The sequence below is a fragment of the Pseudomonas koreensis genome (assembly GCF_036668835.1).
Lineage (GTDB): Bacteria > Pseudomonadota > Gammaproteobacteria > Pseudomonadales > Pseudomonadaceae > Aquipseudomonas > Aquipseudomonas koreensis_I.
In genome coordinates, this window is the sequence record NZ_JAZEVW010000009.1 from 40,549 (window position 1) to 64,130 (window position 23,582).

Consider the following 23,582-nt stretch of genomic DNA (forward strand, 5'->3'; position numbering starts at 1 on the left):
GCCTTACTCGGCTTTCAGGCCGTCAGCGGAGACCGCTTTAACGCCTTTGATTTTCTTGGCGATGGCCACGGCTACGTCTTTCTGCGATTCAGTCACTGCAGTAGTCGACGACAGGGATACCACGCCTTTGTTGGTTTCCACTTTGATGTCGGTGCCTGGAATGCCTTTTTCGGTAACCAGATCAGCTTTGACCTTGGTGGTGATCCAGGTATCGGAAGTGTCCTGCTTCATCTCGGTAACTTCACCGGCGGCCAGAACCATTGGCGACTGGGTAGCCTGAGTGGTCTGGGCGAAAGCGCCACCAGCCATGGTCAGGGTCAGAGCGGTAGCAGCGGCAGTGATAGCGAACTTCTTCATACGAGTAACTCCTGTTTTTCTGGAAAGTCTGCTGGGATATGTCTTCAGCAGGGTTACCAAGGTAGTTGCGAACGCTGTGCCAACTTTTTTGATTCGATAAAATCGTTTAAAAACAATAGGTTAGTAAAAATAGAAATTTTCGTTTTCATGCATTTTGCATGACTCGCGGTTTATTCGCATGCAAGTTGCGGTTTTTCGGAAAGTTCATAAGCTGCTGAAATTATTGAAGCTTTCGTAAATGCTTTGCAGCCAGAAAAAAGCCCTGCAGTGCAGGGCTTTTTTATAAATCAAGTACCGCTGCCAGGACAGCCTCGGGGGGCATATTCGTTATTGACTGTCGAAGCACATGTCCAAGAGCCGGATGTGGCTCCGGTTGCCGAACCAGAACGAGTCAGAGTAATGGTTTTACCCAATACAGGCCCCGGAGCATTGACCAAAGTGCAGGTGATTGTGCCTGCGCCAGTGGATGCCGTACCCGCAACCGCCAATGTGCAGTTGGAGGTAGTCGCTGTGGAACTGCCGGCCACCAGTGTCAGAGTCGGGTCGGTACCTTGGTTGATGGTGTCTTCAAACGGCACCTTCATCGCTGTGATCTCCGCCAACCCCGCCGTCACCTTCGACCGCGCCTGATATTTCGAATACTGCGGCAAGGCGATCGTCGCCAGAATCCCGATGATCGCCACCACGATCAGCAGTTCGATCAGGGTAAAACCTTGTTGTTTTTTCATAGACACGCTCCATGCATGAGGGGAAATCTCATGATCTGAAAAAGACCCAGCATAGGCCATGCCAATGCCCCGGAGCCCTGCCTGATGGACGCGAACTGCGCACTGCGCCGTTTCCTACAACCTGCAACCGCACTATCTGACACTTTTTGTCACCTGCACCGGCCGTGTTTGGCGCTGTCACTTGACTAGGCTATAAGTCATGAACGGCAAGCACGCGGAATCCCCATGAATGACATCGCTCTGAGCGGTCTGGCCAAGCAATTGGTGCAGGCCGAACTGCTGACGGAACAAAGTGCCCAGCAAGCCTGGCAGCAGGCGCAGCGCAATCGCGTGTCGCTGGTGAACTACCTGGTGCACAACAAACTGGTGAAGAGCCGGCAGATTGCCGAGATTGCCTCGGAACACTTCGGCATGGCCCTGCTCGATCTCGATTGCCTCGACAAGGAAACCCAGCCCAAGGGCCTGGTCAGCGAAAAACTGGTGCGCCAACACTGCGCCCTGCCGTTGTGGCGACGCGGCAACAAACTGTTCGTCGGCCTCTCAGACCCGAGTAACCAGCAGGCGATCAGCGATATCCAGTTCAGTACCGGCCTCAGCACCGAAGCGATCCTCGTCGAAGACGACAAGCTCAGCGATGCCATCGACAAGTTCTTCGATACTCACGCGACCGGCCTGGAGGAAATGGCCGACGTCGACCTCGATGGCCTTGACGTCGAATCCGTCAGCGACAACAAACAGGACACCATCGGCGGGCTCGATGCCGACGATGCGCCGGTGGTGCGCTTTGTCCACAAGATGCTGCTCGACGCGATCAAAAGCGGCTCGTCCGATCTGCACTTCGAGCCTTATGAAAAGAACTATCGGGTGCGGGTGCGCACCGACGGCATGCTGCGTGAAGTGGCCAAACCGCCGATTCAACTGGCCGGACGCATCGCCGCGCGCCTGAAGGTCATGGCCAGCCTTGATATTTCAGAGCGGCGCAAACCGCAGGACGGGCGGATCAAGATGCGCCTGTCGAAAAGCAAGTCGATCGACTTCCGGGTCAATACCTTGCCGACGCTGTGGGGCGAAAAAGTGGTGATCCGGATTCTCGACCCGTCCAGCGCGCAGATGGGCATCGATGCTCTCGGTTATGAACCGGAACAGAAAGAGTTGTACATGGCCGCGCTGAAACAGCCGCAAGGCATGATTCTGGTCACCGGCCCTACCGGTTCGGGAAAAACCGTGTCGCTGTACACCGGATTGAATATCCTCAACACCGTCGACATCAATATTTCCACCGCCGAAGACCCGGTGGAAATCAACATGGAAGGCATCAATCAGGTCAACGTCAATCCGCGCCAAGGGCTGGATTTTGCCCAGGCCCTGCGTTCGTTTCTGCGTCAGGACCCGGACGTGATCATGGTCGGCGAGATCCGTGACCTGGAAACCGCCGAGATTGCGATCAAAGCGGCGCAAACCGGCCACCTCGTACTCTCGACCCTGCACACCAACAGCGCCGCGGAAACCCTCACCCGTCTACACAACATGGGCATTCCCGGCTTCAACATTGCCACCTCGGTCAGCCTGATCATCGCTCAGCGCCTTGCGCGCAAGCTGTGCAATCATTGCAAGAAGCCGATCGAAGTGCCCCGCGAAACCCTGATCAAGGAAGGCTTCCCGGAGGAACGCATCGGCACTTTCACGATCTACGAGCCGGTCGGTTGCGATCATTGCAACAACGGTTACAAGGGACGCGTGGGGATTTATGAAGTGGTGAAGAACACGCCTGAGCTGCAACGCCTGATCATGGCCGAAGGCAACTCGCTGGAAATCGATATGCAGATGCGCCGCGACGGCTTCGACGATCTGCGCACCGCGGGTCTGCACAAGGCCATGCAAGGCACTACCAGCCTGGAAGAAATCAACCGGGTCACCAAGGATTGAACATGGCGGTCAAGGCAGCAAAAACCAGCACGTACGCCTGGGAGGGTACGGACCGCAAAGGCAGCAAAGTCACCGGTGAGCTGAGCGGGCAGAATGCCGCATTGATCAAGGCACAGTTGCGCAAACAGGGGATCACGCCGGGCAAGGTGCGCAAGAAATCGGCATCGTTGCTGAGTTTCGGCAAACGCATCAAGGCCCAGGACATCGCCCTGTTCACCCGACAGATGGCAACCATGATGAAGGCCGGCGTGCCGCTGCTGCAGTCGTTCGACATCATCGGCGAAGGCTTCGAAAACCCGGCGATGCGCAAAGTCATCGACGAGGTGAAGCAAGAGGTCGCCGCCGGTAACAGCTTTGCCGCAGCGCTGCGCAAGAAGCCGCAGTATTTCGATGAGTTGTATTGCAACCTCGTCGATGCCGGCGAACAGTCCGGGGCACTCGACACCCTGCTCGAACGCGTCGCCACCTATAAGGAAAAAAGCGAAGCGCTCAAGGCCAAGATCAAGAAAGCCATGACCTACCCGAGCGCCGTGCTGCTGGTAGCGGCGGTAGTAACCGGCATTTTGCTGGTGAAAGTGGTGCCGCAGTTTCAGTCGGTGTTTTCCGGGTTTGGCGCCGAATTGCCAGGGTTCACTTTGATGGTGATCAGCCTGTCTGAATTCATGCAAGAGTGGTGGTGGGCGATTCTTGGCGCATTGATCGCGGCCTTTTTCGGTACGCGCCATGCACTGAAAACGTCTCAAGCGTTACGCGATCGCCGCGATGCCTGGCTGCTGAAACTGCCGTTGGTGGGCACGCTGATGTACAAGTCGGCCGTGGCGCGATTTGCCCGAACCTTGTCGACCACCTTCGCTGCCGGCGTGCCGCTGGTGGAAGCCCTCGACTCGGTAGCCGGCGCTGCGGGCAATGTCGTGTTCAAACGTGCCATCCTGCGAATCCGTCAGGACGTCTCCACCGGCATGCAGCTGAATTTTTCCATGCGCAGCACCGGGGTCTTCCCGACCATGGCCGTGCAGATGACCGCGATTGGCGAAGAGTCCGGGGCACTGGACGACATGCTCGACAAGGTCGCGGGATTTTACGAAGAGGAAGTGGATAACATGGTCGACAACCTCACCAGCCTGATGGAGCCGTTCATCATGGTCGTGCTCGGGGTCGTCGTCGGCGGTCTGGTGGTGGCCATGTACCTGCCGATCTTCCAGCTCGGCTCAGCGGTCTGACATGCCCCTCGACGAGCTGTTCGCCCTCTATCCGCTGGCCTTTGTCGGCGCCGCGCTGCTGCTTGGGCTGGTGGTTGGCAGCTTCCTCAATGTGCTCGTCTGGCGTCTGCCGAAAATGCTCGAACGTGACTGGCGCCAGCAGGCGCACGACGTGCTCGGTCTGCCGATCGAAACGCCACAACCCACTTACAACCTGATGCTGCCGCATTCGCAATGCCCGCATTGCGCACACCGGATTCGCGCCTGGGAAAACATTCCCGTGCTGAGCTATCTGTGCCTGCGCGGGCGTTGCTCGGCGTGTGCTGCGCCCATCAGCAAGCGTTACCCGCTGACCGAACTGACCTGCGGTGTGCTGACGGCCTTCATTGCCTGGCATTTCGGTTTCGGCTGGCAGGCGGGGCTGCTGATGTTCCTCACCTGGGGATTGCTGGCGATGAGTCTGATCGACACCGAGCACCAACTGCTGCCCGATGTGCTGGTGCTGCCGTTGTTGTGGCTGGGGCTGATCGTCAACAGCTTCGGACTGTTCGTGCCGTTGCACGATGCATTGTGGGGGGCGGTGGCCGGATACCTGGCGCTGTGGTCGGTGTTCTGGCTGTTCAAGCTGCTGACCGGCAAGGACGGCATCGGCCACGGTGACTTTAAATTATTGGCGCTGATGGGCGCATGGGGCGGCTGGCAGGTTCTGCCGCTGACGATTCTGCTGGCATCGCTGGTCGGCGCTGTGATTGGCGTGATTGTGTTGCGCCTGCGCGAGCAAAAAACCTCTACGCCGATTCCTTTTGGCCCCTATCTGGCCATTGCCGGCTGGATTGCCTTGCTCTGGGGTGGTCAAATAACCGACTTCTATTGGCAGTTTGTCGGTTTGAAATGAATACCCCTGTGGAAAAACCCTGGATTCTCGGCCTCACCGGCGGCATCGGCAGCGGTAAAAGCGCCGCGGCGCAGCACTTCATCGACCTCGGCGTGCATGTCGTCGATGCCGACCATGCGGCGCGCTGGGTGGTAGAGCCCGGGCGTCCGGCGCTGGCGCAGATTGCCGATCACTTCGGCGCCGAGGTGCTGCAAAGCGACGGCACGCTCAACCGTGCGGCCCTGCGCAAGCTGATTTTCGAAGTGCCGGAACAACGGCGCTGGCTCGAAGCACTGCTGCATCCGTTGATCGCCGAAGAAATCGCCCATCATCTGGCGCTGGCAAAATCGCCTTACGCAATTCTGGTTTCGCCGCTGTTGATCGAGTCCGGGCAATACAGCATGACCCAGCGCATTCTGGTGATCGACGCCCCGCAACCCCTGCAGATCGAACGCACCTTGCAACGTGACCAGACCAGCGCCGAGCAGGTTCAGGCGATCCTCAAGGCCCAACTGAGCCGCGAAGACCGCGTGAGCCGCGCCGACGACGTAGTGGTCAACGACCGCGACCTCGCCTGGCTGCACAGCGAGATCAAGCGTCTGCATCACTTTTACCTGACTTTATCCGGAGGCCAAGCATGAGCCAGACCCCAACCGTTGAATGCCCGACCTGTGGCGCCCCCGTGGAATTCACCCCGGCGAACAAGTTTCGCCCGTTCTGTTCCGACCGCTGCAAGCTGATCGACCTCGGCGCCTGGGCCTCGGAAGAACACAAGATTCCGCTCGCCCCGGATGCCGAGGACGAGCTGTTTTCCGGCGATTTCGATCCGCGTCACTGAGCCCGATCAGGGCCGCATGAAGCCGTAGTCCTGTTGGTCGTCGAGGTTTTCCGCGAGAAAACGCAACTCGTCCGCCAGGTCTTCGGCGTCGCGCACAGCCTTGCTCTGCTGCACCACGGCACTGAGCAAGGCGCGCAAGCTCAACCCTGGGTCAAAGCCGACCTCCTGCGCCACCTGCAGACTCTGCCGGGTTTCCTGCCTCGCCCATTCGTACACACTCATGCCGCTGCTCCTGAAGGGATTTGCGTGAGCATGAAATTTTCAGCCAATGGCGGATTTGATGTGGATCAAGGCTTGCGATCGTCGTCATTCCACGGCGCCGAGAGGTAACGCGTACGGTTGAAGGTTTCCAGCCATTCCGGGCTGAACACCACCAGCGCACTGACGATCATGCCGTTGATGAAGGCCTCGGGGAAAATGATCAGCCACACATAGCCGATGAAATCTTCCAGCCACTCCGGCATGGCAAAGAGACCGTCGAACCACAGCAGCGTCAGGCTGAAGATCAGACACAACAGCGCCGACAATGCCGCAGCGAAAAAACCGGAACAGAAGATGTACACAAACGGATTGCGCGGCTGCGCACGCTCGACAAGGATGGCCACGCACTCGGTAACCAGCACCGGCAGCAAAATGAACAAGGCACCATTGGTCCCCACTGCTGCAAGATCCTGTCGCCCGAGCAGGACCAGACCGATTTGCGCCACCAGCCCGCCCATGATCGCCAGCGGCCAGTCCAGCAGCAGGGTCACCGCGGTCATGCCGAGGAAGTGATAGGACACGCCGGTATCGAAGTCCCGCCGCATCAGCCACAGCAGAAACAAGGCGAACACCGTTGCGAACAGCAAATGCTGACGCCGATTGTCACTGAACAGCTCGACCCATGGCGCGCGCATGATCGCCCACAGCAGCACTGGCAGATAGATCAGCCAGCCGAGCGTCAGACTCGCCGAGGACAGCAGTTCGGCACCGATCATGATTCCCTCATCTTCTCCATGGACATACCGCCTCGTCGCAGTCTACACCGCCACCGGATGCGCACCAGCCGATGCAAAGCTATCTGCTTGTCGCATTTGAACGCTAAGCTTGGGCTTATGGATGACTCAGATTACTTACGCCTGCTGACCATCGCGGCCGAGCAAGCCAACGCCTTTCTGTCCAATGCCCGCAAATGGGAGCGTGAGCGTTGGGTTTGCCAACGCCTGCTGCAAGGTCTCAACATCCCCTACCGCGCCGACGAATTCGCGCCGGCCGGTGAGCCGCCGGATGTGCTGTTTCGTGACGCCAATTTCGAAGTGTTCTTCGTGCTCGATGAAGGGCGCCGGCTCAACGATGAATGGCGTGATGAACTGCAGCGGCGGCGCAGCGCTTTTTCCCTCAGCCAACTGGTGCGCCGTGAAGCCAAGCCCAAGCGGATTCCGGCCAATGAATTTCTCCTGCGGCTGGCCCCGACCCTGCGCAAAAAAGCTCACAACTACAAGGAACGCGGCATGGATTTGGGCGAACTGGACATCATTGCTTTCGCCAGCCTTAAACGCGAAGTGCTGGACCTGAACAGTCATTTCCCGCCACCGACGGAATATTTGCGTCAGGGCTGGCGCTCGCTGTCGCTGGTCGGCCCGACGTTCGCCCGCGTGTTGTTCGCGCACCCGGACGCACCGGATTTTCTGCGCAGCAACCTGGGGCGCAGCATCGTGTTTGATGTCGGGATCAGCCTGTGACGCCACTTCAACAATTGATTGCCGATGTGCCGCAAACCGGACGAGTACGCTGGATCGGCGTGCGCCCCGAATCACGCGGGCCGATGCTTGAACTTGATGCCGTGGAAGCGCGCCTGGAGGCTGGCCTGACCGGCGATCACGCCCGCCCCGGTGTGCGCAACGCGCGTCAGGTGACACTGATTCAGTGGGAACATCTGGCGGTGATCAACGCCTTGATGGGCCGCCCTGACGACATTCCGATCAAGCCTGAAGACCTGCGGCGCAATCTGGTCATCAGCGGTATCAATCTGTTTAGTCTGAAGGGTCGGCGTTTTCGCATCGGTCAGGCAATATTCGAAACCACCGGCTGGTGTCAGCCCTGTGCACGTTTGCAGAACAACCTCGGCCCGGGGACTTTCCAAGCGGTGCGTGGACATGGCGGAATCACCGCACGGGTGTTACAAAGCGGGATCATTCGCCTCGACGACCGGGTCAGCGTCGAACCGCTGCCGGACAGCGGCTATGCTGCATTCAACCCCGGATGAAAAACCGCTGTAGCGTGTGCCCATTCAGCAACGTCTACCTGACGAGGCCAATATGACCAGCCGCCTGAAACCCGAAGACCAAAAGCATGTCGAAGAGTACCTGCAACTGTCCCAACACCGAGTCGAGCGCCGGCCTTTCCGGCCGTGGATGCTCCTGGTGCTGGTGCTGGCAGTGACCATTGGTCTCGGTCTGCTGAGCCGACTTATCAGTTACCTGACGCTATGAGCTGCTTGGCGCTCGCGGAGGTAACGATGACAAAGAATTCCTTTAAAAACCTTGCGAGTTATCCCCATGTCCCATCGTATTGTCATTGTCGGCGGCGGCGCCGGCGGTCTGGAGTTGGCTACCCGTCTGGGTAAGACTCTGGGCAAGCGCGGTACCGCCAGCGTGATGCTGGTCGACGCCAACCTCACCCACATCTGGAAACCGCTGCTGCACGAAGTGGCCGCCGGGTCGCTGAACTCTTCCGAAGACGAACTCAACTATGTCGCTCAGGCGAAATGGAACCACTTCGAGTTTCAGCTCGGGCGCATGAGTGGCCTTGATCGCGCGCAGAAGAAAATCCAGCTGGCGGCCACCTACGACGAAAACGGCATCGAGCTGGTTCCGGCGCGTGAAGTTGCGTACGACTCGCTGGTGATCAGCGTCGGCAGCACCACCAACGATTTCGGCACTCAGGGCGCGGCGCAGCATTGCCTGTTCCTCGACACCCGCAAGCAGGCCGAGCGTTTTCACCAGCAACTGCTCAACCACTACCTGCGCGCCCACGCCGGGCAGACCGATGTGGTCGAGCAGATCAGCGTGGCCATCGTCGGTGCCGGCGCTACCGGCGTCGAACTGGCGGCTGAGCTGCACAATGCTGCGCATGAACTGGCCGCTTACGGCCTGGACCGGATCAAACCGGAAAACATGCACATCACCTTGATTGAGGCCGGCCCACGGGTACTGCCTGCGCTGCCGGAGCGCATCAGCGGGCCGGTGCACAAGACTCTGGAAAAACTCGGGGTCAATGTGCTGACCAACGCCTCGGTCAGCGAAGTGACCGCCGACAGCCTGATCACAGCCGACGGCAATCAGATCAAGGCCAGCCTGAAAGTCTGGGCGGCCGGGATCCGCGCGCCGGGTTTTCTCAAGGACATCGACGGTCTGGAAACCAACCGCATCAATCAGCTGCAAGTACTGCCAACCCTGCAGACCACCCGCGACGAAAACATCTTCGCCTTTGGTGACTGCGCCGCATGCCCGCAACCGGGCAGCGATCGCAACGTGCCGCCTCGGGCGCAAGCCGCGCACCAACAGGCCTCGCTGTTGGCCAAGTCGCTGAAATTGCGCATCGAAGGCAAGACCCTGCCGGAGTACAAATACACCGACTACGGCTCGCTGATTTCGCTGTCGCGTTTCTCGGCGGTGGGTAATCTGATGGGCAACCTGACCGGCAGCGTAATGCTCGAAGGCTGGCTGGCGCGGATGTTTTACGTGTCGCTGTACCGCATGCACCAGATGGCGTTGTACGGGCCGTTTCGCACGGCGATGCTGATGCTCGGCAGCAAGATCGGCCGCGGTACCGAGCCGCGTCTGAAGCTGCATTGATGTAAACGGAAATCCTCACCCAGTACACCTCTCCTGTGGGAGCGAGCCTGCTCGCGAGTGCATTCCGTCAGTCAGCAATGTGGCCGACTGATCTGATGCTTTCGCGAGCAGGCTCGCTCCCACAGGGTTTTGTGTTGAATGGCAGATATGTTTCGCACTGTATCTGCCTGCGCAGATCTCACTTTTTCTTACAAACCCCGCGCTCCACGACACAGTCGCGATACAGCGCCATCGCTTAATGGCCACACCCGAGCACACCTGCTCAGGGCTTCGTCCTTAACGTGTGGCTGCGCTGTGCAGCCAGGAGAATGTCAATGTCGCGTACTTCGACCCTCGGTAAAAAATCCATTGGCCTGTTCGGCGCCGCTCTCGCCGGTGGGCTGATGTTGTCCGGTTCGGTATTTGCCGCTCAGCCATTGGCGCAGGGCTACATGGTCGCCTCGGCTGAAACTTCGGTGAAAGCGCCGGAAGGCAAATGCGGTGAAGGTAAATGCGGCGATGCTTCGATGACCAAGACCGACACCGACGGTGATGGCAAGGTGTCCCGTGCGGAGTTCATCAAGGTCGCGCCGAAGTCCGACTTCGACAAGATCGACACCAACCACGATGGTTTCATCGACGAGCAAGAGGCCTACAACAACGTGAAGGCCAACTTCGAAGCCAATGGCAAGAAGATGCCCAAAGGCCTGTTCGAACATCTGAAGGATCAAGACGGCGCCTGATCCAGCAAACAATCCAGCCGCGCTTTGTAGATAAAAGCGCGGCTTTTTCACGTCTGCCGTTTACAACTGAAAGCGCCGCACCATGCCTTGCAGGGCGTTGGCCAGTTTCGACAATTCATGGCTGGAGGCGCTGGTCTGGTCGGCGCCCGCTGCCGAACGCACCGACAAATCACGAATGTTGACCAGATTGCGATCCACTTCCCGCGCCACCTGCGCCTGTTCCTCGGCAGCGCTGGCGATGACCAGATTACGCTCGTGAATCTCGTGCACCGACGCGGTAATCGTCTGCAACGCCTCACCGGCGCGCGCAGCCATGCTCAGTGTGGTGCTGGCACGCGCGGCACTGGCCTGCATCGACTCCAGCGCCAGACTCGAACCGTTGCGCATGCCCTGGACCATCTGCTCGATTTCCTGTGTCGATTGCTGGGTGCGGTGGGCCAGCGCGCGCACCTCATCGGCGACCACGGCAAAACCACGCCCGCTTTCGCCCGCCCGCGCCGCTTCAATCGCCGCGTTGAGCGCCAACAGGTTGGTCTGCTCGGCAATTGCGCGAATCACGTCGAGCACCTTGCCAATGTCCTGGGATTGATTGGCCAATGATTGCACCAACTCGCCGGTGTGCTGCACATCAGCAGCCAGGGCACTGATGGCGCTGGCGGTTTCGCTGACCCGCTCCTGGCCCAGTTGCGCCGAATCGCTGGATTGGCGAGTGGCGTCACTGGTCGAAACGGCGTTGCGCGCGACCTCCTCCACCGCAGTGGTCATCTCATTGACTGCAGTGGCCGCCTGCTCGATTTCATTGTTCTGCTGTTGCAGGCCTTGGGAGCTGTCGAGCGTCACTGCGTTGAGTTCGTCGGCAGCGGAGGCCAATTGGGTGGCCGAGCCGCTGATGCCTTGCAAGGTCTCGCGCAGGTTCTGTTGCATGGTCGCCAGCGCCTTGAGCAAACGGCTGACCTCGTCATTGCCCTGGGTCTCGATAGGACGGGTCAGATCGCCCTTAGCCACGCTCTCAGCGGCGCTGACTGCACTGCTCAACGGTCGCACGATGCTGCGTGTCAGCAGCATCGCCAGGGCCACGGTAGCGAGCGCCGCCAGTGCGATGAACACGCTGACGATGGTCCGCGACGTGGCGTAATGGGCGGCTGACTTCTGGCTTTCCAGCGCGACCTGTTTGGCGAACAGATCCGCCAGGTCATTGAGTTGCTTGCCCGAGCCGTCGACCACGGTCTTCATGTCAACGAGCAGCAACTTGGTCAGCTCGTCACGCTTGCCCTGTTCGGCCAGGGTGAACGATTGGGCAATCCCGGTGCGGTAGGCGGCAAAGGTCTGCTTGAACTGATCGTAGAGCTGCTGCCCTTCTGGCGTGGTGACCAGATTGTCGTAGGCAGTGATTTTTTCGCTGAGCTCTTTGTCGCGGGTGTCCATTTGACCGCGGTAGGTCGGGATGTTCTTCGGGTCTTCGTCAAGCGCCATACGCAAGGAGATGGTACGGATGCGCAGCATCAGCTCGCGGATCTCGTCGCCACCCCGAATGCTCGGCAGCCACTGAGTCTCCACGGCAACTTCACTGTCGCGGATGCTCGACATTTGCCCAAGGGCGAACACACCGAGCAAAGCCACCAAGACCGCGATCAGGGCAAAGCCCAGGGCAGCCCGCGGAGCAATATTCAACTGACGAAGCAACATGACGCACGCCCTTATTCTTGTATTGGCCAGATTCGAGGGGCGAAGCCATGACAGTCCCCTCGTGTTAGCGGGCTATCGGCCAGTTGTATGACGACTTGAAGGGATTTGTCTTTCAAGCAGACAAAAAAAATCCCCGTATCTTTCGATACGAGGATTTTCAATATGGTCGGGGTAAGGGGATTCGAACTCCTGACATCCTGCTCCCAAAGCAGGCGCGCTACCGGACTGCGCTATACCCCGGTAAAAAAAAGGCGACCTTTCAAAGATCGCCTTCTTCGATCAGCGCTTTTGGCCTCTGATCTTAAGATTCGATCCCAGCGCTAACTGGTTTCAAAAATGGTGGGTCGTGTGGGATTCGAACCTACGACCAATTGGTTAAAAGCCAACTGCTCTACCAACTGAGCTAACGACCCAAAAATGGTCGGGGTAAGGGGATTCGAACTCCTGACATCCTGCTCCCAAAGCAGGCGCGCTACCGGACTGCGCTATACCCCGGTTTGAAATTGGCTCCGTGACCAGGACTCGAACCTGGGACCCAATGATTAACAGTCATTTGCTCTACCGACTGAGCTATCACGGAACTACATATTTCAATTTACAACGGTGAAACCTGAAGCTTCTCGACACCGTTTTCGCATCGCTGCGTTCGTGTGTCTGAGGCGCGCTATTCTACAACCTAGAACACCTCTGTCAACCCCCTAAATTGCTTTCAAGTTAATGATTTGCAACTTATTTCAGTTTTCAACCCAGTGAGTTGAAACGCTGCCGGTGACTGACTGCGGGGCGCACTTTACAAGCCTTTTCCTTTGAGTTCAACAGCCTAACGAAAAAAAAGGCCCCACAATGTGGGGCCTCGGTTTTTTCATTGACGCATGGCATCAGTTGAAAACGATTTCCTCGTTCTCGACGGTGCCTGTCGCGGTGTCGCCTGGCATGAAGTGACCGGATAGGATCAACTGTGCCAGCGGGTTTTCGATCCAGCGCTGAATCGCACGTTTCAACGGCCGTGCGCCATACACCGGGTCGTAACCGACGGCAATCAGCTTGTCCATCGCCTCAGGGCTCAATTCCAGCTTCAGCTCGCGCTCGGCCAGACGACTGCGCAGACGGCCCAGCTGGATCTCGGTAATGCCCGCGATCTGATCACGCGCCAGCGGCTCGAAGATCACCACTTCGTCGACGCGGTTGATGAACTCCGGACGGAAGTGCGACGTCAGCGCGTCCATTACTGCTGCACGCTGGGCTTCACGGTCACCGACCAGTTCCTGGATCTGCATCGAGCCGAGGTTGGAGGTCATCACGATCACCGTGTTGCGGAAATCCACCGTACGGCCATGGCTGTCGGTCAGGCGCCCATCCTCGAGCACTTGCAGCAGAATGTTGAACACATCCGGGTGCGCCTTCTCGACTTCGTCCATCAGGATCACCGAATAAGGCTTGCGCCGTACTGCTTCGGTCAGATAGCCGCCCTCTTCATAGCCGACGTAGCCCGGTGGCGCGCCGATCAGACGAGCCACGGAATGTTTCTCCATGAATTCGGACATGTCGATGCGCACCATCGCCTCTTCAGTATCGAAGAGGAATTCAGCCAGTGCCTTGCACAGCTCGGTTTTACCGACACCGGTCGGGCCGAGGAACATGAATGAACCGCTCGGACGATTCGGATCGGACAAGCCGGCACGCGAACGGCGTACTGCGTTGGCCACGGCCACGACTGCCTCTTCCTGACCGATCACGCGTTTGTGCAACAGGCTTTCCATCTTCATCAGCTTGTCGCGCTCGCCTTCGAGCATTTTCGACACCGGGATGCCGGTCCATTTCGACACGACTTCGGCGATTTCTTCCTCGGTGACCTTGCTGCGCAGCAACTGGTTTTCGCTCTTGCCGTGCTGGTCGACCATCTGCAGGCTGCGTTCCAGATCCGGGATGACCCCGTACTGCAACTCGGCCATGCGGTTCAGATCGCCTTTGCGCCGGGCCGCTTCCAGTTCCTGACGCGACTGCTCGATCTTTTGCTGGATCTGCGCAGAACCCTGCACCTCGGCTTTTTCCGAGTTCCAGATTTCTTCCAGGTCGGAGTACTCACGCTCGTGACGCTCGATTTCTTCCTGAAGCTTTTCCAGACGTTTTTTCGCTGCGTCGTCGCTTTCTTTTTTCAGCGCCTGAGATTCAACTTTCAGTTGAATCAGGCGCCGCTCCAGCCGATCGAGTACTTCCGGCTTGGAGTCGATCTCCATGCGGATGCGGCTGGCGGCCTCGTCGATCAGGTCGATGGCCTTGTCCGGCAATTGCCGATCCGTGATGTAGCGATGGCTGAGCTTGGCCGCGGCGATGATCGCGCCGTCGGTGATTGCGACTTTATGGTGAACCTCGTAACGCTCTTTGAGGCCACGCAAAATCGCAATGGTGTCTTCTTCGCTCGGCTCATCGACCAGCACTTTCTGGAAACGCCGCTCGAGCGCCGCGTCCTTCTCTATATATTGGCGATACTCATTGAGCGTGGTTGCACCGACGCAGTGCAATTCGCCACGGGCCAATGCAGGCTTGAGCATGTTGCCGGCATCCATCGAGCCTTCGCCTTTACCGGCGCCGACCATGGTGTGCAATTCGTCGATGAACAGAATGATCTGCCCTTCCTGCTTCGACAGTTCATTGAGCAGGCCTTTCAGTCGTTCTTCGAACTCACCACGGTACTTGGCACCGGCAATCAGCGCGCCCATGTCCAGCGACAGCAGACGCTTGCCCTTGAGGCCGTCCGGCACTTCGCCGTTGATAATGCGTTGGGCCAGGCCTTCGGCAATGGCGGTTTTACCCACGCCAGGCTCACCGATCAGCACCGGGTTGTTCTTGGTCCGGCGTTGCAGGACCTGAATGGTGCGACGGATTTCGTCGTCACGGCCGATCACCGGATCGAGCTTGCCGTCTTCGGCACGCTTGGTCAGGTCGACGGTGTATTTATCCAGCGCCTGTCGCGACTCTTCGTGATTGGCGTCATTAACCGCTTCGCCACCACGCAGGTTATTGATCGCGTTTTCCAGGGCTTTCTTGCTCACACCCTGACCGAGCAGCAACTTGCCGAGCTTGCTGTTCTCGTCCATCGCCGCGAGCAGCACCAGTTCGCTGGAAATGAACTGATCACCCTTCTGCTGTGCCAGGCGGTCAGCCTGATTGAGCAGGCGCGCCAGATCCTGCGACATGTTCACATCGCCGGTCGGGTTCTGGATTTTCGGTAATTGATCGAGTTCTTTGGTCAGCTCTTTACGCAAGCTGTTGACGTCGAAGCCTACCTGCATCAGCAGCGGCTTGATCGAGCCGCCCTGCTGCTCAAGCATGGCCTGCATCAAGTGCGCCGGCTCGATGGCCGGATGATCATGGCCGACTGCCAACGACTGGGCGTCGGACAAGGCCAACTGTAATTTGCTGGTTAAACGGTCTATACGCATGGGTCACCTTCCTTTTGAGCAGGCCGGACCTAAGAAACCATCCTGAATAAAGAAACCTGCCAGATACCGCTATAGATGCGGTCGATTCTGCAAGATTCAAGCGTCGGAGAGTTGATACAGGTCAGGCAAGTCTAGCGGGTGAGCCAGATCAAGGAAGCGAAGCGCCCAGTGCGCGACGCACGGCGATAGGAGAAGAAGCGCGGATCGGTCACGGTGCAGAAACCGCCCCCGTAAACCGCAGTGACGCCACGTTCAGCCAGACGCAGACGCGCCAGCAAATAGATGTCGGCCATGAACTTGCCAGCATTGTTGCTCGGCACAAAGGCTGTGGCTGCTTCCGGCAATTGACTGATGAAGACTTCCCGCACTTCCGCGCCGACTTCAAAAGCCTTTGGACCGATGGCCGGACCGAGCCAGACCAGCACGTCTTCAGGTGCAACATCGAGGCTGTCGAGAGTGGCTTCAAGCACACCCGCCGCCAGCCCGCGCCAACCGGCATGGGCTGCCGCAACCCGTGTGCCGGCGCGATTGCAGAACAATGCTGGCAGGCAATCGGCGGTCATCGCCGTGCAGGCAATACCGGGTTTGTCTGTCCAACTGGCATCGGCGGTCGCGACCACGCCCGGATCAGCTTGCGCCACGGTAATCCCGTGCACTTGCTGCAACCAGGCAGGCTGTATAGAGAAGTGCTCGGTCAGGCGCCGACGATTCTCGGCGACCGCCTGCGGACGATCATCGACATGATCGCCCAGATTCAGGCTGTCGAACGGCGCCTCGCTGACACCGCCCTCGCGGGTGGTGACGCAGGCTCTGACGCTGGCCGGCGCAGGCCAGTCCGGCGTCAGCCAGTTCATCCGACGAATGCCTCGCGATCCTGCTTGAGCAGGGTCAGCAGCCAGACGAAATCTTCCGGCAGCGGCGATTCCCAGCTCATCCGTTCACCGCTCGTCGGGTGATCCAGTTCGAGGAAGCGCGCGTGCAGAGCCTGACGCGGGAAATGCTTGAGCGATTCGACCATGGTCGGGTTCGCCGCGGGCGGAATGCGGAAACGCCCGCCGTACGCCGGATCGCCGACCAACGGGAAGTTGATGTGCGCCATGTGTACGCGAATCTGGTGCGTACGGCCGGTTTCCAGCTTCACCCGCACATGCGTGTGCGAACGGAAACGCTCCAGCACGCGGTAGTGACTGACCGCAGGCTTGCCGCCTTCCATCACCGCCATGCGTTGACGCTGCTGGCCGTGACGGCCGATCGGCGCGTTGATCTTGCCGCCGGCAGTGACCACACCGATCACGATGCATTCATAGATGCGGCTGACGCTGCGGCTCTGCAACTGCGTGACCAGTTTGGTCTGCGCCTGAATGGTCTTGGCCACCACCATCAGACCGGTGGTGTCCTTGTCCAGACGATGGACGATGCCGGCACGCGGAACATTGATGATGTCCGGAACGTGGTGCAGCAAGGCGTTGAGCAGGGTGCCATCGGCGTGACCGGCAGCCGGATGCACCACCAGGCCCGCAGGCTTGTTGATCACCAGAATGTCGTCATCTTCATAGACGATGTCGAGCTCGATGTCCTGGGCGATCCACTCACCCTGGGCTTCCTGCTCGGCAGTCAGCTCAAGGATGGCACCGCCGTGCACGATGTCGCGAGGGCGGATGACCGCCCCGTCCACAGTCAGGCGACCTTCTTTGATCCAGGCGGAAAGGCGCGAGCGCGAGTGCTCAGCGAAGAGTTGGGCGGCGACTTGATCGAGGCGTTGGCCGCCCAATTCGGACGGCACCTCTGCGCGAAGTTCTATTTTATCGGACATGCTCGGACTGGGCGTCGGCACAGCCTTTGGTTTCGGCTGCGCGCTTGTGGTTAAATACGGCGTCTTTTGCCCCGAGGCTTTTCAACGGGGCGCTCATCATAACAGGACGGCCCCGCCCAAGACAGCGGCCGTCATAGGGACGCAAGCCGCCATGCAAGTGAAACACCTGCTGCTGATCGCCATCCTCGCATTGACCGCTGCTTGCTCATCGAAGGAAGTCGTAGACGAAAACCTCAGCGAAGCCGAGCTGTACCAGCAGGCTCAGACTGATCTGGACAACAACAGCTACACCAGCGCCACAGCCAAGCTGAAGGCTCTGGAGTCGCGTTATCCGTTCGGTCGCTACGCCGATCAGGCTCAGCTGGAGTTGATCTACGCCAACTACAAGAACGCCGAGCCGGAAGCTGCCAAGTCCGCCGCCGAGCGCTTCATTCGTTTGCATCCGCAGCACCCGAACGTGGATTACGCGTATTACCTCAAGGGTCTGACCTCGTTCGACCAGGACGTCGGCCTGCTGGCGCGCTTCCTGCCGCTGGACATGACCAAGCGTGACCCAGGCGCGGCCCGCGACTCGTACAACGAGTTCGCCCAGCTCACCAGCCGCTTCCCGAACAGCCGCTACGCGCCGGACGCCAAGCAGCGCATGATCTACCTGCGCAACCTGCTGGCCGCCTACGAAATCCACGTGGCCGACTACTACTTGACCCGTCAGGCTTATGTAGCCGCTGCCAACCGTGGCAAGTACGTAGTGGAAAACTTCCAGGAAACCCCATCGGTCGGCGACGGCCTGGCGGTGATGACCGAAGCCTACCAGCGTCTGCACCTGGACGATCTGGCGGCCACCAGTCTGGAAACCCTGAAGCTCAATTACCCGGATCACCCGAGCCTGCAGGACGGCCAGTTCGTGCCACGCGTTGCCGAAGCCGATAACCGTTCGTTCCTGAGCAAGGCGACTTTGGGCCTGATCGAGTCGCGTCCACCGCTGCCGCCGGGCGAAACCCGCGCCAACCAGGACGTGCAGAAGCAGTTCCAGGACGCCAAAGACGCGATCCCGAACGAGCTCAAGCCGAAAGACGAAAACGGCGACGTGATCGAAGAGCCGGAGCCGGAATCCACCGACACCGACCGTTCGTGGTTCAGCTACATGACCTTCGGCGTGTTTGACTGAGCACACTGGCGGTAACAAAAAGGGAGATCTGCGGATCTCCCTTTTTCATGGCCGCGCTTTAATCCACTGTGCGCTGCTCGGGTCCTTGGCTAAACTGCCGGATCATCAGTCGAAAAGCCGCTCATCATGCTTCGTTTATTGTTCTGGATCGCCGTGATCTTCGCCGCCATCTGGCTCTGGCGTAAATTCAAGGCACCCGCCGCCTCCAATCAGTCCCAGCGCAACTCTCGCGAGCAGGACGCTGCGCCCATGGTGCGCTGCGCCCATTGCGGCGTGCACTTGCCCCGCGATCGCGCGCTGGGCAATCAGCAACAGTGGTATTGCAGCCAGGCTCATCTCGAGCAAGGCCCGGGCGCCAGTGGTCGCTGAGGCTGCCAACACCGACAGCAAACAGGCGCAGCGTCTGCTGCGTCTTTATCACCTGTACCGTCTGAGCGTCGGCATCACCCTGGTGTTGCTGATCTCGAGCAACATGGACAACCGCTTGCTGACGTCGGCCAACGACGATTTGCTGCGTGGCGGCAGCTGGCTGTATCTGGTTCTGAATATTCTGCTGGTGGTGTTTCTCGAAAACACCCGTCGGCCCGGGCAATTGTTCAGCCTGGCACTGGTCGACGTGCTGCTTCTGTGCGGTTTGTTCTTCGCAGCAGGCGGCGTTGGCAGTGCGCTGGGCAACTTGCTGATTGTCTCCGTGGCGATCAGCAACACCCTGCTGCGCCGGCGCATCGGCCTGTTGATTGCGGCCATCGCCGCGCTGGGCATTGTCGGCTCGAGTTTCCTGCTCGGTATCAACCACTCACTGAGCGCCAATGAATACTTGCAGGCCGGCACGCTCGGCGCTTTGTGCTTTGCCGCATCGCTGTTGGTGCAGGGGCTGGTCCGTCGCCTCGAGGTCAGCGAAACCCTGGCCGAGCAGCGCGCCAGCGAAGTGGTTAGCCTTGAAGCTCTGAATGCCTTGATCCTGCAACGCATGCGTACCGGCATTCTCGTTCTCGATCATCAGCGCCGGGTGCTGCTGGCCAACCAGAGCGCGCAAATCCTGCTCGCGCAATCGCACCTGCAGGGCCACTTGATCGACGAGTTTTCGCCGACGCTGGTCGAGCGCCTGCAACTGTGGATGAACAACCCGACCCTGCGCCCGCAGAGCCTGAAAGTCCCCGGCAATGGCATAGAACTTCAACCGAATTTCATCGCGCTAGAGCAGAGCCCGAATCCGCGCACACTGGTGTTTCTCGAAGACCTTGCGCAAATCACCCAGCAGGCGCAGCAATTGAAGCTCGCCGCGCTCGGGCGATTGACCGCCGGCATTTCTCACGAAATTCGCAATCCGTTGGGGGCGATCAGCCACGCCGCGCAGCTGTTGGCCGAGTCCGAGGAACTCGATAGCGCCGATCGGCGTCTGACGCAGATTATTCAAGATCACTCCCAGCGCATGAACCGAGTCATCGAAAACGTTCTGCAACTGTCCCGCCGCCAGCAAAGTGCCCCGCAACGGCTGGACCTCAAACCGTGGCTGGAGAACTTCGTTGCCGAAAGCCGCGAGCAGGCCAGCGAGCGTCAGCACATTCATCTGCGGATCAATTCCGGGGACTTCACCACCCTGATGGACCCCAACCAGCTGCGGCAAATCCTCGACAACCTGCTGCGCAACGGCTGGCGTCACAGCGCCCTGCTGCACGATCAGGCCGAGGTCTGGCTGGCGCTCTTCACCGATCCCGAGAGTCAGTTGGCGGTGCTCGAAGTGCAGGACAACGGCCCCGGCGTACCGGCCGAGGAACAGGCGCATCTGTTCGAACCGTTCTTCACCACCAGCAGCCAGGGCACCGGCCTTGGGCTTTATCTGTCCCGTGAGCTGTGCGAAAGCAACCAAGCGCGCCTAGACTTTCAATCACGCCAAGGCGGCGGCTGCTTTCGCATCACCTTTGCTCACGGACGGAAACAAAGTTGAATACAAGCCCACGGCAAAAAATCCTCATCGTTGACGACGAACCGGACATCCGCGAACTGCTGGAAATCACCTTGGGGCGGATGAAACTCGACACCTACAGCGCGCGCAATCTTGCCGAAGCGCAAACACAGTTGCAGCGCGAGGCGTTCGATCTGTGCCTGACTGACATGCGTTTGCCCGACGGCACAGGGCTTGAGCTGGTGCAGCACATCCAGCAACGTTACCCACAAGTACCGGTGGCGATGATCACCGCGTACGGCAGCCTGGAAACCGCCATCAACGCGCTCAAGGCCGGGGCGTTCGACTTTCTGACCAAACCGGTCGATCTTACCCGCCTGCGCGAACTGGTCAGCAGTGCCTTGCGCATGCCCGCCGCGGGAGCCCATTGCGAACCGATCGATCGGCATTTGCTCGGCGATTCACCGCCAATGCGTAATCTGCGCAAGCAGATCGACAAACTCGCGCGCAGTCAGGCGCCGGTGTACATCAGCGGTGAATCCGGCAGCGGCAAGGAACTGGTCGCTCGGCTGATCCATGAACAAGGGCCGCGCGCCAGCCAGCCGTTCGTGCCGGTCAACTGCGGGGCGATTCCGTCGGAGTTGATGGAGAGCGAATTTTTCGGTCATCGCAAAGGCAGTTTCACTGGCGCGGTCGAAGACAAGCCAGGGCTGTTTCAAGCGGCCCATGGCGGCACGTTGTTCCTCGATGAAGTGGCGGACTTGCCATTATCGATGCAGGTCAAACTGCTGCGCGCGATCCAGGAAAAAGCCGTGCGCAGCGTCGGCGGCCAGCTTGAAACCGTGGTCGACGTGCGGATTCTCTGCGCCACCCACAAGGACCTCGATACCGAGGTCGCCACTGAGCGCTTTCGTCAGGATCTATATTACCGATTGAACGTGATTGAGCTGCGGGTGCCGTCTCTGCGCGAGCGGCGCGATGACATCGAAGCACTGGCAGCGCACATGCTCAAGCGCTTGGCCAAGGACACCGGCCATCCCGCTGCGCGTCTGCATCCGCAAGCCCTGGAAGCGCTGAAGAATTACCGCTTTCCGGGGAATGTGCGGGAACTGGAAAACGTTCTTGAACGGGCGCATACCCTGTGCGAGAACCGTACGATCGAGGTCGGTGATTTACGCCTCAGTGAAGGCAACTGTGCTGCTGATGGTGCGATTGCCGATCTGACGCAAATCGACAATCTCGAAGATTATCTGGAAAACGTCGAGCGCAAGCTGATCTTGCAGGCGCTGGAAGAGACGCGCTGGAACCGCACGGCGGCGGCGCAGCGCCTGAGTCTTTCGTTTCGGTCGATGCGTTACCGGCTGAAGAAACTCGGCCTGGATTGAGGGCGCCTTCGCGAGCAGGCTCACTCCTGCATTGATTTTTGGTGTACCCACTTTCATGTACACCAAAGGACATTGTGGGAGCGAGCCTGCTCGCGAAAGCGATCCGACAGAAGCAAAAGAACTGTCTGATTAGATACGACCCTCAGGCGCATACGGCGCCGGATCAATAATCGGCGCCCTGCCCAACATCACATCGGCAAACAACTGACAAGACGCCGGCGCCAGCACCAATCCATTGCGGTAATGCCCGCAATTGAGCCACAAGCCATCGAACCCCGGCACCCGGCCGATGTAAGGAATTCCCTCCGGCGAGCCCGGACGCAGCCCGGCCCAGTGCCCGACCACTTCGGCATCGGCCAGCGCCGGCAACAGCTCGACCGCCGAAGCCTTGAGGCTTTCAAGGGCGACGTCGGTTGGCGTCTTGTCGTAGCCTGCGTGCTCCAGCGTACTGCCGATCAGAATATGCCCGTCGCGACGTGGAATTGCATAACGCCCCTTGGCCAGCACCATGCTCGGCAGAAAGTCTGCTGCGCATTTGTAGAGAATCATCTGCCCTTTGACCGGCTCCACTGGCAGCGTCAGGTTCAAGGTCTTGAGCAAGTCGCCGCTCCACGCCCCGGCGGTCAGTACCACCTGATCGCCAGCGATGACACCACCGGCTGTTTCAACCCCAATCACACGCTCACCGTCACGGGCGAACCCGCTGACTTCGCACTGCTCGTGAATGGTCACGTTGGGCAACGCCTGCAACGCTGCTTTCAAGGATTTCACCAGCCGCGGATTGCGCACATTGGCAACATCGGCCATGTAGATCGCTCGCGAAAAACCGCCGCCCAGCACCGGCACCGCGTCATGCGCCGCCGAGATATCCACAGAGCGCAACGGGCGGTTTTCGCGCTCGGCCCACGCCAGTGCTTCGGCTTCGTCATCCAGGTCCAGCCAGTACAGACCGGTAGTGTGGACCTCCGGATCAACACCCGTGTCGGCAAACAGCCGCGCGCCGAGCTGTGGATAAAAATCCTGCGACCAGTGCGCCAGCGCGGTAACCGCCGGGCTGTAGCGCCACGGATACAACGGCGACACGATACCGCCGCCCGCCCAGGACGATTCCTGGCCGAGATTCGAACGATCCAGCAGCACCACGCTGCGCACTTCGGAGGCGAGATTGTAGGCGGTGAGCAGGCCTATCACCCCGCCACCGACAATCACCACTTGCTGTTGCCTGGTCATGTTTGATCCAACCGTAAAAAAGACAGTGGGCGCAAAAGGCACCCGAAAGAAAGCGCCTCAGCGGCCCCAGCAATCCTTGGTGGTCAGCCCGGTGGTCGCGTTATTCATGCTCCTGACACCGGTGTTGCTCAGGGTGAAATCGCCGCACTTGTCAGTGGCCATCGACGTGCCGCTCTTGCGTGTTGCGGTGAGCACAAAGGTCTGGTCAGTGATCGTCGGCGTGAGGGTGTAAAAGTCATTGCCGGCACTGAGTCCGGTGACGCCGGTGTAGACATTGTTGCGGGTGTAAAACCGTTCGAGGATCTGCGCCTGTTCCGAGAGCAGCGATACCACTTCGGCGCGACGGCCCTTTTTCAGGTACTCGGTGTAGCTCGGTGCGGCGATGGTAATGACGATCCCGATGATCGCAATCACGATCATGATTTCGATCAGGGTGAAACCTCGGTTGGCTCTGCGCATGCCTCAAATTCT

The 23,582-nt window shown here is 59.3% G+C and carries 24 protein-coding genes, 4 tRNA genes and 1 pseudogene; 14 read left to right on the forward strand and 15 right to left on the reverse strand.

The features are described 5' to 3' along the window. Positions 1-3: 3 nt before the first annotated feature. Together V6F91_RS22160 and V6F91_RS22165 are read right to left on the reverse strand one after the other, a co-directional pair. Entirely contained in the window at positions 4-357 is a 354-nt protein-coding gene (locus V6F91_RS22160; protein ID WP_090286366.1) for a BON domain-containing protein, read from the reverse strand. A 287-nt stretch (positions 358-644) separates the two neighbouring features. Then, complete coding sequence (locus tag V6F91_RS22165; protein ID WP_332768193.1) at positions 645-1,085, reverse strand: pilin; 441 nt, start codon at positions 1,083-1,085, stop codon at positions 645-647. A gap of 225 nt (positions 1,086-1,310) precedes the next feature. On the opposite strand from V6F91_RS22165, the gene pilB reads away from it, so the two are divergent. Genes pilB through yacG form a run of 5 tightly spaced genes read left to right on the forward strand, consistent with a single transcriptional unit; the run spans position 1,311 to position 5,922 of the window. Then, positions 1,311-3,011, forward strand: a complete 1,701-nt coding sequence (pilB, locus tag V6F91_RS22170) for a type IV-A pilus assembly ATPase PilB (protein WP_332768196.1) — start codon at positions 1,311-1,313, stop codon at positions 3,009-3,011. A 2-nt stretch (positions 3,012-3,013) separates the two neighbouring features. After that, on the forward strand, positions 3,014-4,231 hold the full coding sequence (locus tag V6F91_RS22175) for a type II secretion system F family protein (RefSeq protein WP_332768198.1): 1,218 nt from the start codon (positions 3,014-3,016) through the stop codon (positions 4,229-4,231). Position 4,232: 1 nt separating this feature from the next. Next, positions 4,233-5,105: an A24 family peptidase gene (locus tag V6F91_RS22180; protein WP_332768200.1), complete on the forward strand. Its 873-nt coding sequence runs from the start codon at positions 4,233-4,235 to the stop codon at positions 5,103-5,105. Continuing rightward, complete coding sequence (gene coaE / locus V6F91_RS22185; RefSeq protein WP_332768202.1) at positions 5,102-5,725, forward strand: dephospho-CoA kinase; 624 nt, start codon at positions 5,102-5,104, stop codon at positions 5,723-5,725. Before V6F91_RS22180 ends, coaE begins: the two co-directional genes overlap by 4 nt. Further along, on the forward strand, positions 5,722-5,922 hold the full coding sequence (yacG, locus tag V6F91_RS22190; RefSeq protein WP_332768204.1) for a DNA gyrase inhibitor YacG: 201 nt from the start codon (positions 5,722-5,724) through the stop codon (positions 5,920-5,922). The genes coaE and yacG overlap by 4 nt, the downstream gene beginning before the upstream one ends. Before the next feature lie 6 nt (positions 5,923-5,928). Here the strand turns inward: yacG and V6F91_RS22195 are convergent, their stop codons facing one another. Continuing rightward, positions 5,929-6,144, reverse strand: a complete 216-nt coding sequence (locus V6F91_RS22195; protein ID WP_332768206.1) for a hypothetical protein — start codon at positions 6,142-6,144, stop codon at positions 5,929-5,931. Between the two features lie 65 nt (positions 6,145-6,209). Then, entirely contained in the window at positions 6,210-6,899 is a 690-nt protein-coding gene (locus tag V6F91_RS22200; RefSeq protein ID WP_332768208.1) for an energy-coupling factor ABC transporter permease, read from the reverse strand. 117 nt (positions 6,900-7,016) lie between these two features. On the opposite strand from V6F91_RS22200, the gene V6F91_RS22205 reads away from it, so the two are divergent. The 5 genes from V6F91_RS22205 to V6F91_RS22225 all read left to right on the forward strand — a co-directional run bounded on the left by V6F91_RS22205 (position 7,017) and on the right by V6F91_RS22225 (position 10,480). Then, entirely contained in the window at positions 7,017-7,643 is a 627-nt protein-coding gene (locus tag V6F91_RS22205) for a DUF1780 domain-containing protein (protein ID WP_007909887.1), read from the forward strand. Beyond that, complete coding sequence (locus tag V6F91_RS22210) at positions 7,640-8,167, forward strand: MOSC domain-containing protein (protein WP_332768210.1); 528 nt, start codon at positions 7,640-7,642, stop codon at positions 8,165-8,167. The genes V6F91_RS22205 and V6F91_RS22210 overlap by 4 nt, the downstream gene beginning before the upstream one ends. A gap of 52 nt (positions 8,168-8,219) precedes the next feature. Next, positions 8,220-8,393, forward strand: coding sequence for a DUF3094 family protein (locus V6F91_RS22215; RefSeq protein ID WP_127651957.1), 174 nt, complete (start codon positions 8,220-8,222; stop codon positions 8,391-8,393). 66 nt (positions 8,394-8,459) lie between these two features. Continuing rightward, the gene (locus V6F91_RS22220; RefSeq protein ID WP_208939723.1) at positions 8,460-9,758 is read left to right on the forward strand and encodes an NAD(P)/FAD-dependent oxidoreductase; all 1,299 of its coding nucleotides are present in this window, start codon (positions 8,460-8,462) and stop codon (positions 9,756-9,758) included. A 314-nt stretch (positions 9,759-10,072) separates the two neighbouring features. Beyond that, positions 10,073-10,480: an EF-hand domain-containing protein gene (locus tag V6F91_RS22225; RefSeq protein ID WP_332768214.1), complete on the forward strand. Its 408-nt coding sequence runs from the start codon at positions 10,073-10,075 to the stop codon at positions 10,478-10,480. Between the two features lie 60 nt (positions 10,481-10,540). Here V6F91_RS22225 and V6F91_RS27570 read toward each other — a convergent pair whose 3' ends face one another. The 9 genes and pseudogenes from V6F91_RS27570 to rluD form a co-directional block, all read right to left on the reverse strand. Continuing rightward, positions 10,541-11,404, reverse strand: coding sequence for a methyl-accepting chemotaxis protein (locus tag V6F91_RS27570; RefSeq protein WP_408003571.1), 864 nt, complete (start codon positions 11,402-11,404; stop codon positions 10,541-10,543). Then, positions 11,396-12,166: pseudogene (locus tag V6F91_RS27575) on the reverse strand (MCP four helix bundle domain-containing protein); the annotation flags it as partial. The gene V6F91_RS27570 and the pseudogene V6F91_RS27575, both read right to left, overlap by 9 nt. A gap of 163 nt (positions 12,167-12,329) precedes the next feature. Beyond that, positions 12,330-12,406, reverse strand: a tRNA-Pro gene (locus tag V6F91_RS22235). Between the two features lie 97 nt (positions 12,407-12,503). After that, a tRNA-Lys gene (locus V6F91_RS22240) sits at positions 12,504-12,579 on the reverse strand. 5 nt (positions 12,580-12,584) lie between these two features. Then, a tRNA-Pro gene (locus V6F91_RS22245) sits at positions 12,585-12,661 on the reverse strand. Between the two features lie 9 nt (positions 12,662-12,670). Further along, a tRNA-Asn gene (locus V6F91_RS22250) sits at positions 12,671-12,746 on the reverse strand. Positions 12,747-13,044: 298 nt separating this feature from the next. After that, the gene (clpB, locus tag V6F91_RS22255; protein ID WP_090286393.1) at positions 13,045-15,609 is read right to left on the reverse strand and encodes an ATP-dependent chaperone ClpB; all 2,565 of its coding nucleotides are present in this window, start codon (positions 15,607-15,609) and stop codon (positions 13,045-13,047) included. A gap of 131 nt (positions 15,610-15,740) precedes the next feature. Beyond that, on the reverse strand, positions 15,741-16,463 hold the full coding sequence (gene pgeF / locus V6F91_RS22260) for a peptidoglycan editing factor PgeF (RefSeq protein WP_332768219.1): 723 nt from the start codon (positions 16,461-16,463) through the stop codon (positions 15,741-15,743). Continuing rightward, the gene (gene rluD, locus V6F91_RS22265) at positions 16,460-17,422 is read right to left on the reverse strand and encodes a 23S rRNA pseudouridine(1911/1915/1917) synthase RluD (RefSeq protein WP_332768221.1); all 963 of its coding nucleotides are present in this window, start codon (positions 17,420-17,422) and stop codon (positions 16,460-16,462) included. The genes pgeF and rluD overlap by 4 nt, the downstream gene beginning before the upstream one ends. 151 nt (positions 17,423-17,573) lie before the next feature. Here rluD and V6F91_RS22270 point away from each other — a divergent pair, with 151 nt between their 5' ends. The 4 genes from V6F91_RS22270 (at position 17,574) to V6F91_RS22285 (ending at position 21,881) form a co-directional block, all read left to right on the forward strand. Next, entirely contained in the window at positions 17,574-18,590 is a 1,017-nt protein-coding gene (locus tag V6F91_RS22270; RefSeq protein WP_258447967.1) for an outer membrane protein assembly factor BamD, read from the forward strand. Positions 18,591-18,716: 126 nt separating this feature from the next. Then, on the forward strand, positions 18,717-18,959 hold the full coding sequence (locus V6F91_RS22275; RefSeq protein ID WP_090286400.1) for a PP0621 family protein: 243 nt from the start codon (positions 18,717-18,719) through the stop codon (positions 18,957-18,959). Continuing rightward, positions 18,949-20,538 carry a sensor histidine kinase gene (locus tag V6F91_RS22280; RefSeq protein WP_332768228.1) on the forward strand — a complete coding sequence of 530 codons (1,590 nt, stop codon included), beginning with the start codon at positions 18,949-18,951 and terminating at the stop codon, positions 20,536-20,538. Before V6F91_RS22275 ends, V6F91_RS22280 begins: the two co-directional genes overlap by 11 nt. Then, on the forward strand, positions 20,535-21,881 hold the full coding sequence (locus V6F91_RS22285; protein ID WP_332768230.1) for a sigma-54 dependent transcriptional regulator: 1,347 nt from the start codon (positions 20,535-20,537) through the stop codon (positions 21,879-21,881). The genes V6F91_RS22280 and V6F91_RS22285 overlap by 4 nt, the downstream gene beginning before the upstream one ends. Before the next feature lie 129 nt (positions 21,882-22,010). On the opposite strand, the gene thiO is transcribed toward V6F91_RS22285, so the two are convergent. Both thiO and V6F91_RS22295 read right to left on the reverse strand, forming a co-directional pair. After that, entirely contained in the window at positions 22,011-23,111 is a 1,101-nt protein-coding gene (thiO, locus tag V6F91_RS22290) for a glycine oxidase ThiO (RefSeq protein WP_332768232.1), read from the reverse strand. 57 nt (positions 23,112-23,168) lie between these two features. Then, a complete protein-coding gene (locus V6F91_RS22295; RefSeq protein ID WP_332768234.1) occupies positions 23,169-23,570 on the reverse strand; it encodes a type IV pilin protein in 402 nt (133 codons plus the stop codon). Positions 23,571-23,582: the final 12 nt, after the last annotated feature.

Bases quoted from the DNA above. Each gene is read 5' to 3' on its own strand.
- V6F91_RS22160 (WP_090286366.1), bottom strand. From the start codon at position 357: ATGAAGAAGTTCGCTATCACTGCCGCTGCTACCGCTCTGACCCTGACC.
- V6F91_RS22165 (WP_332768193.1), bottom strand. From the start codon at position 1,085: ATGAAAAAACAACAAGGTTTTACCCTGATCGAACTGCTGATCGTGGTG.
- pilB (WP_332768196.1), top strand. From the start codon at position 1,311: ATGAATGACATCGCTCTGAGCGGTCTGGCCAAGCAATTGGTGCAGGCC.
- V6F91_RS22175 (WP_332768198.1), top strand. From the start codon at position 3,014: ATGGCGGTCAAGGCAGCAAAAACCAGCACGTACGCCTGGGAGGGTACG.
- V6F91_RS22180 (WP_332768200.1), top strand. From the start codon at position 4,233: ATGCCCCTCGACGAGCTGTTCGCCCTCTATCCGCTGGCCTTTGTCGGC.
- coaE (WP_332768202.1), top strand. From the start codon at position 5,102: ATGAATACCCCTGTGGAAAAACCCTGGATTCTCGGCCTCACCGGCGGC.
- yacG (WP_332768204.1), top strand. From the start codon at position 5,722: ATGAGCCAGACCCCAACCGTTGAATGCCCGACCTGTGGCGCCCCCGTG.
- V6F91_RS22195 (WP_332768206.1), bottom strand. From the start codon at position 6,144: ATGAGTGTGTACGAATGGGCGAGGCAGGAAACCCGGCAGAGTCTGCAG.
- V6F91_RS22200 (WP_332768208.1), bottom strand. From the start codon at position 6,899: ATGATCGGTGCCGAACTGCTGTCCTCGGCGAGTCTGACGCTCGGCTGG.
- V6F91_RS22205 (WP_007909887.1), top strand. From the start codon at position 7,017: ATGGATGACTCAGATTACTTACGCCTGCTGACCATCGCGGCCGAGCAA.
- V6F91_RS22215 (WP_127651957.1), top strand. From the start codon at position 8,220: ATGACCAGCCGCCTGAAACCCGAAGACCAAAAGCATGTCGAAGAGTAC.
- V6F91_RS22220 (WP_208939723.1), top strand. From the start codon at position 8,460: ATGTCCCATCGTATTGTCATTGTCGGCGGCGGCGCCGGCGGTCTGGAG.
- V6F91_RS22225 (WP_332768214.1), top strand. From the start codon at position 10,073: ATGTCGCGTACTTCGACCCTCGGTAAAAAATCCATTGGCCTGTTCGGC.
- V6F91_RS27570 (WP_408003571.1), bottom strand. From the start codon at position 11,404: ATGCAACAGAACCTGCGCGAGACCTTGCAAGGCATCAGCGGCTCGGCC.
- clpB (WP_090286393.1), bottom strand. From the start codon at position 15,609: ATGCGTATAGACCGTTTAACCAGCAAATTACAGTTGGCCTTGTCCGAC.
- pgeF (WP_332768219.1), bottom strand. From the start codon at position 16,463: ATGAACTGGCTGACGCCGGACTGGCCTGCGCCGGCCAGCGTCAGAGCC.
- rluD (WP_332768221.1), bottom strand. From the start codon at position 17,422: ATGTCCGATAAAATAGAACTTCGCGCAGAGGTGCCGTCCGAATTGGGC.
- V6F91_RS22270 (WP_258447967.1), top strand. From the start codon at position 17,574: ATGCAAGTGAAACACCTGCTGCTGATCGCCATCCTCGCATTGACCGCT.
- V6F91_RS22275 (WP_090286400.1), top strand. From the start codon at position 18,717: ATGCTTCGTTTATTGTTCTGGATCGCCGTGATCTTCGCCGCCATCTGG.
- thiO (WP_332768232.1), bottom strand. From the start codon at position 23,111: ATGACCAGGCAACAGCAAGTGGTGATTGTCGGTGGCGGGGTGATAGGC.
- V6F91_RS22295 (WP_332768234.1), bottom strand. From the start codon at position 23,570: ATGCGCAGAGCCAACCGAGGTTTCACCCTGATCGAAATCATGATCGTG.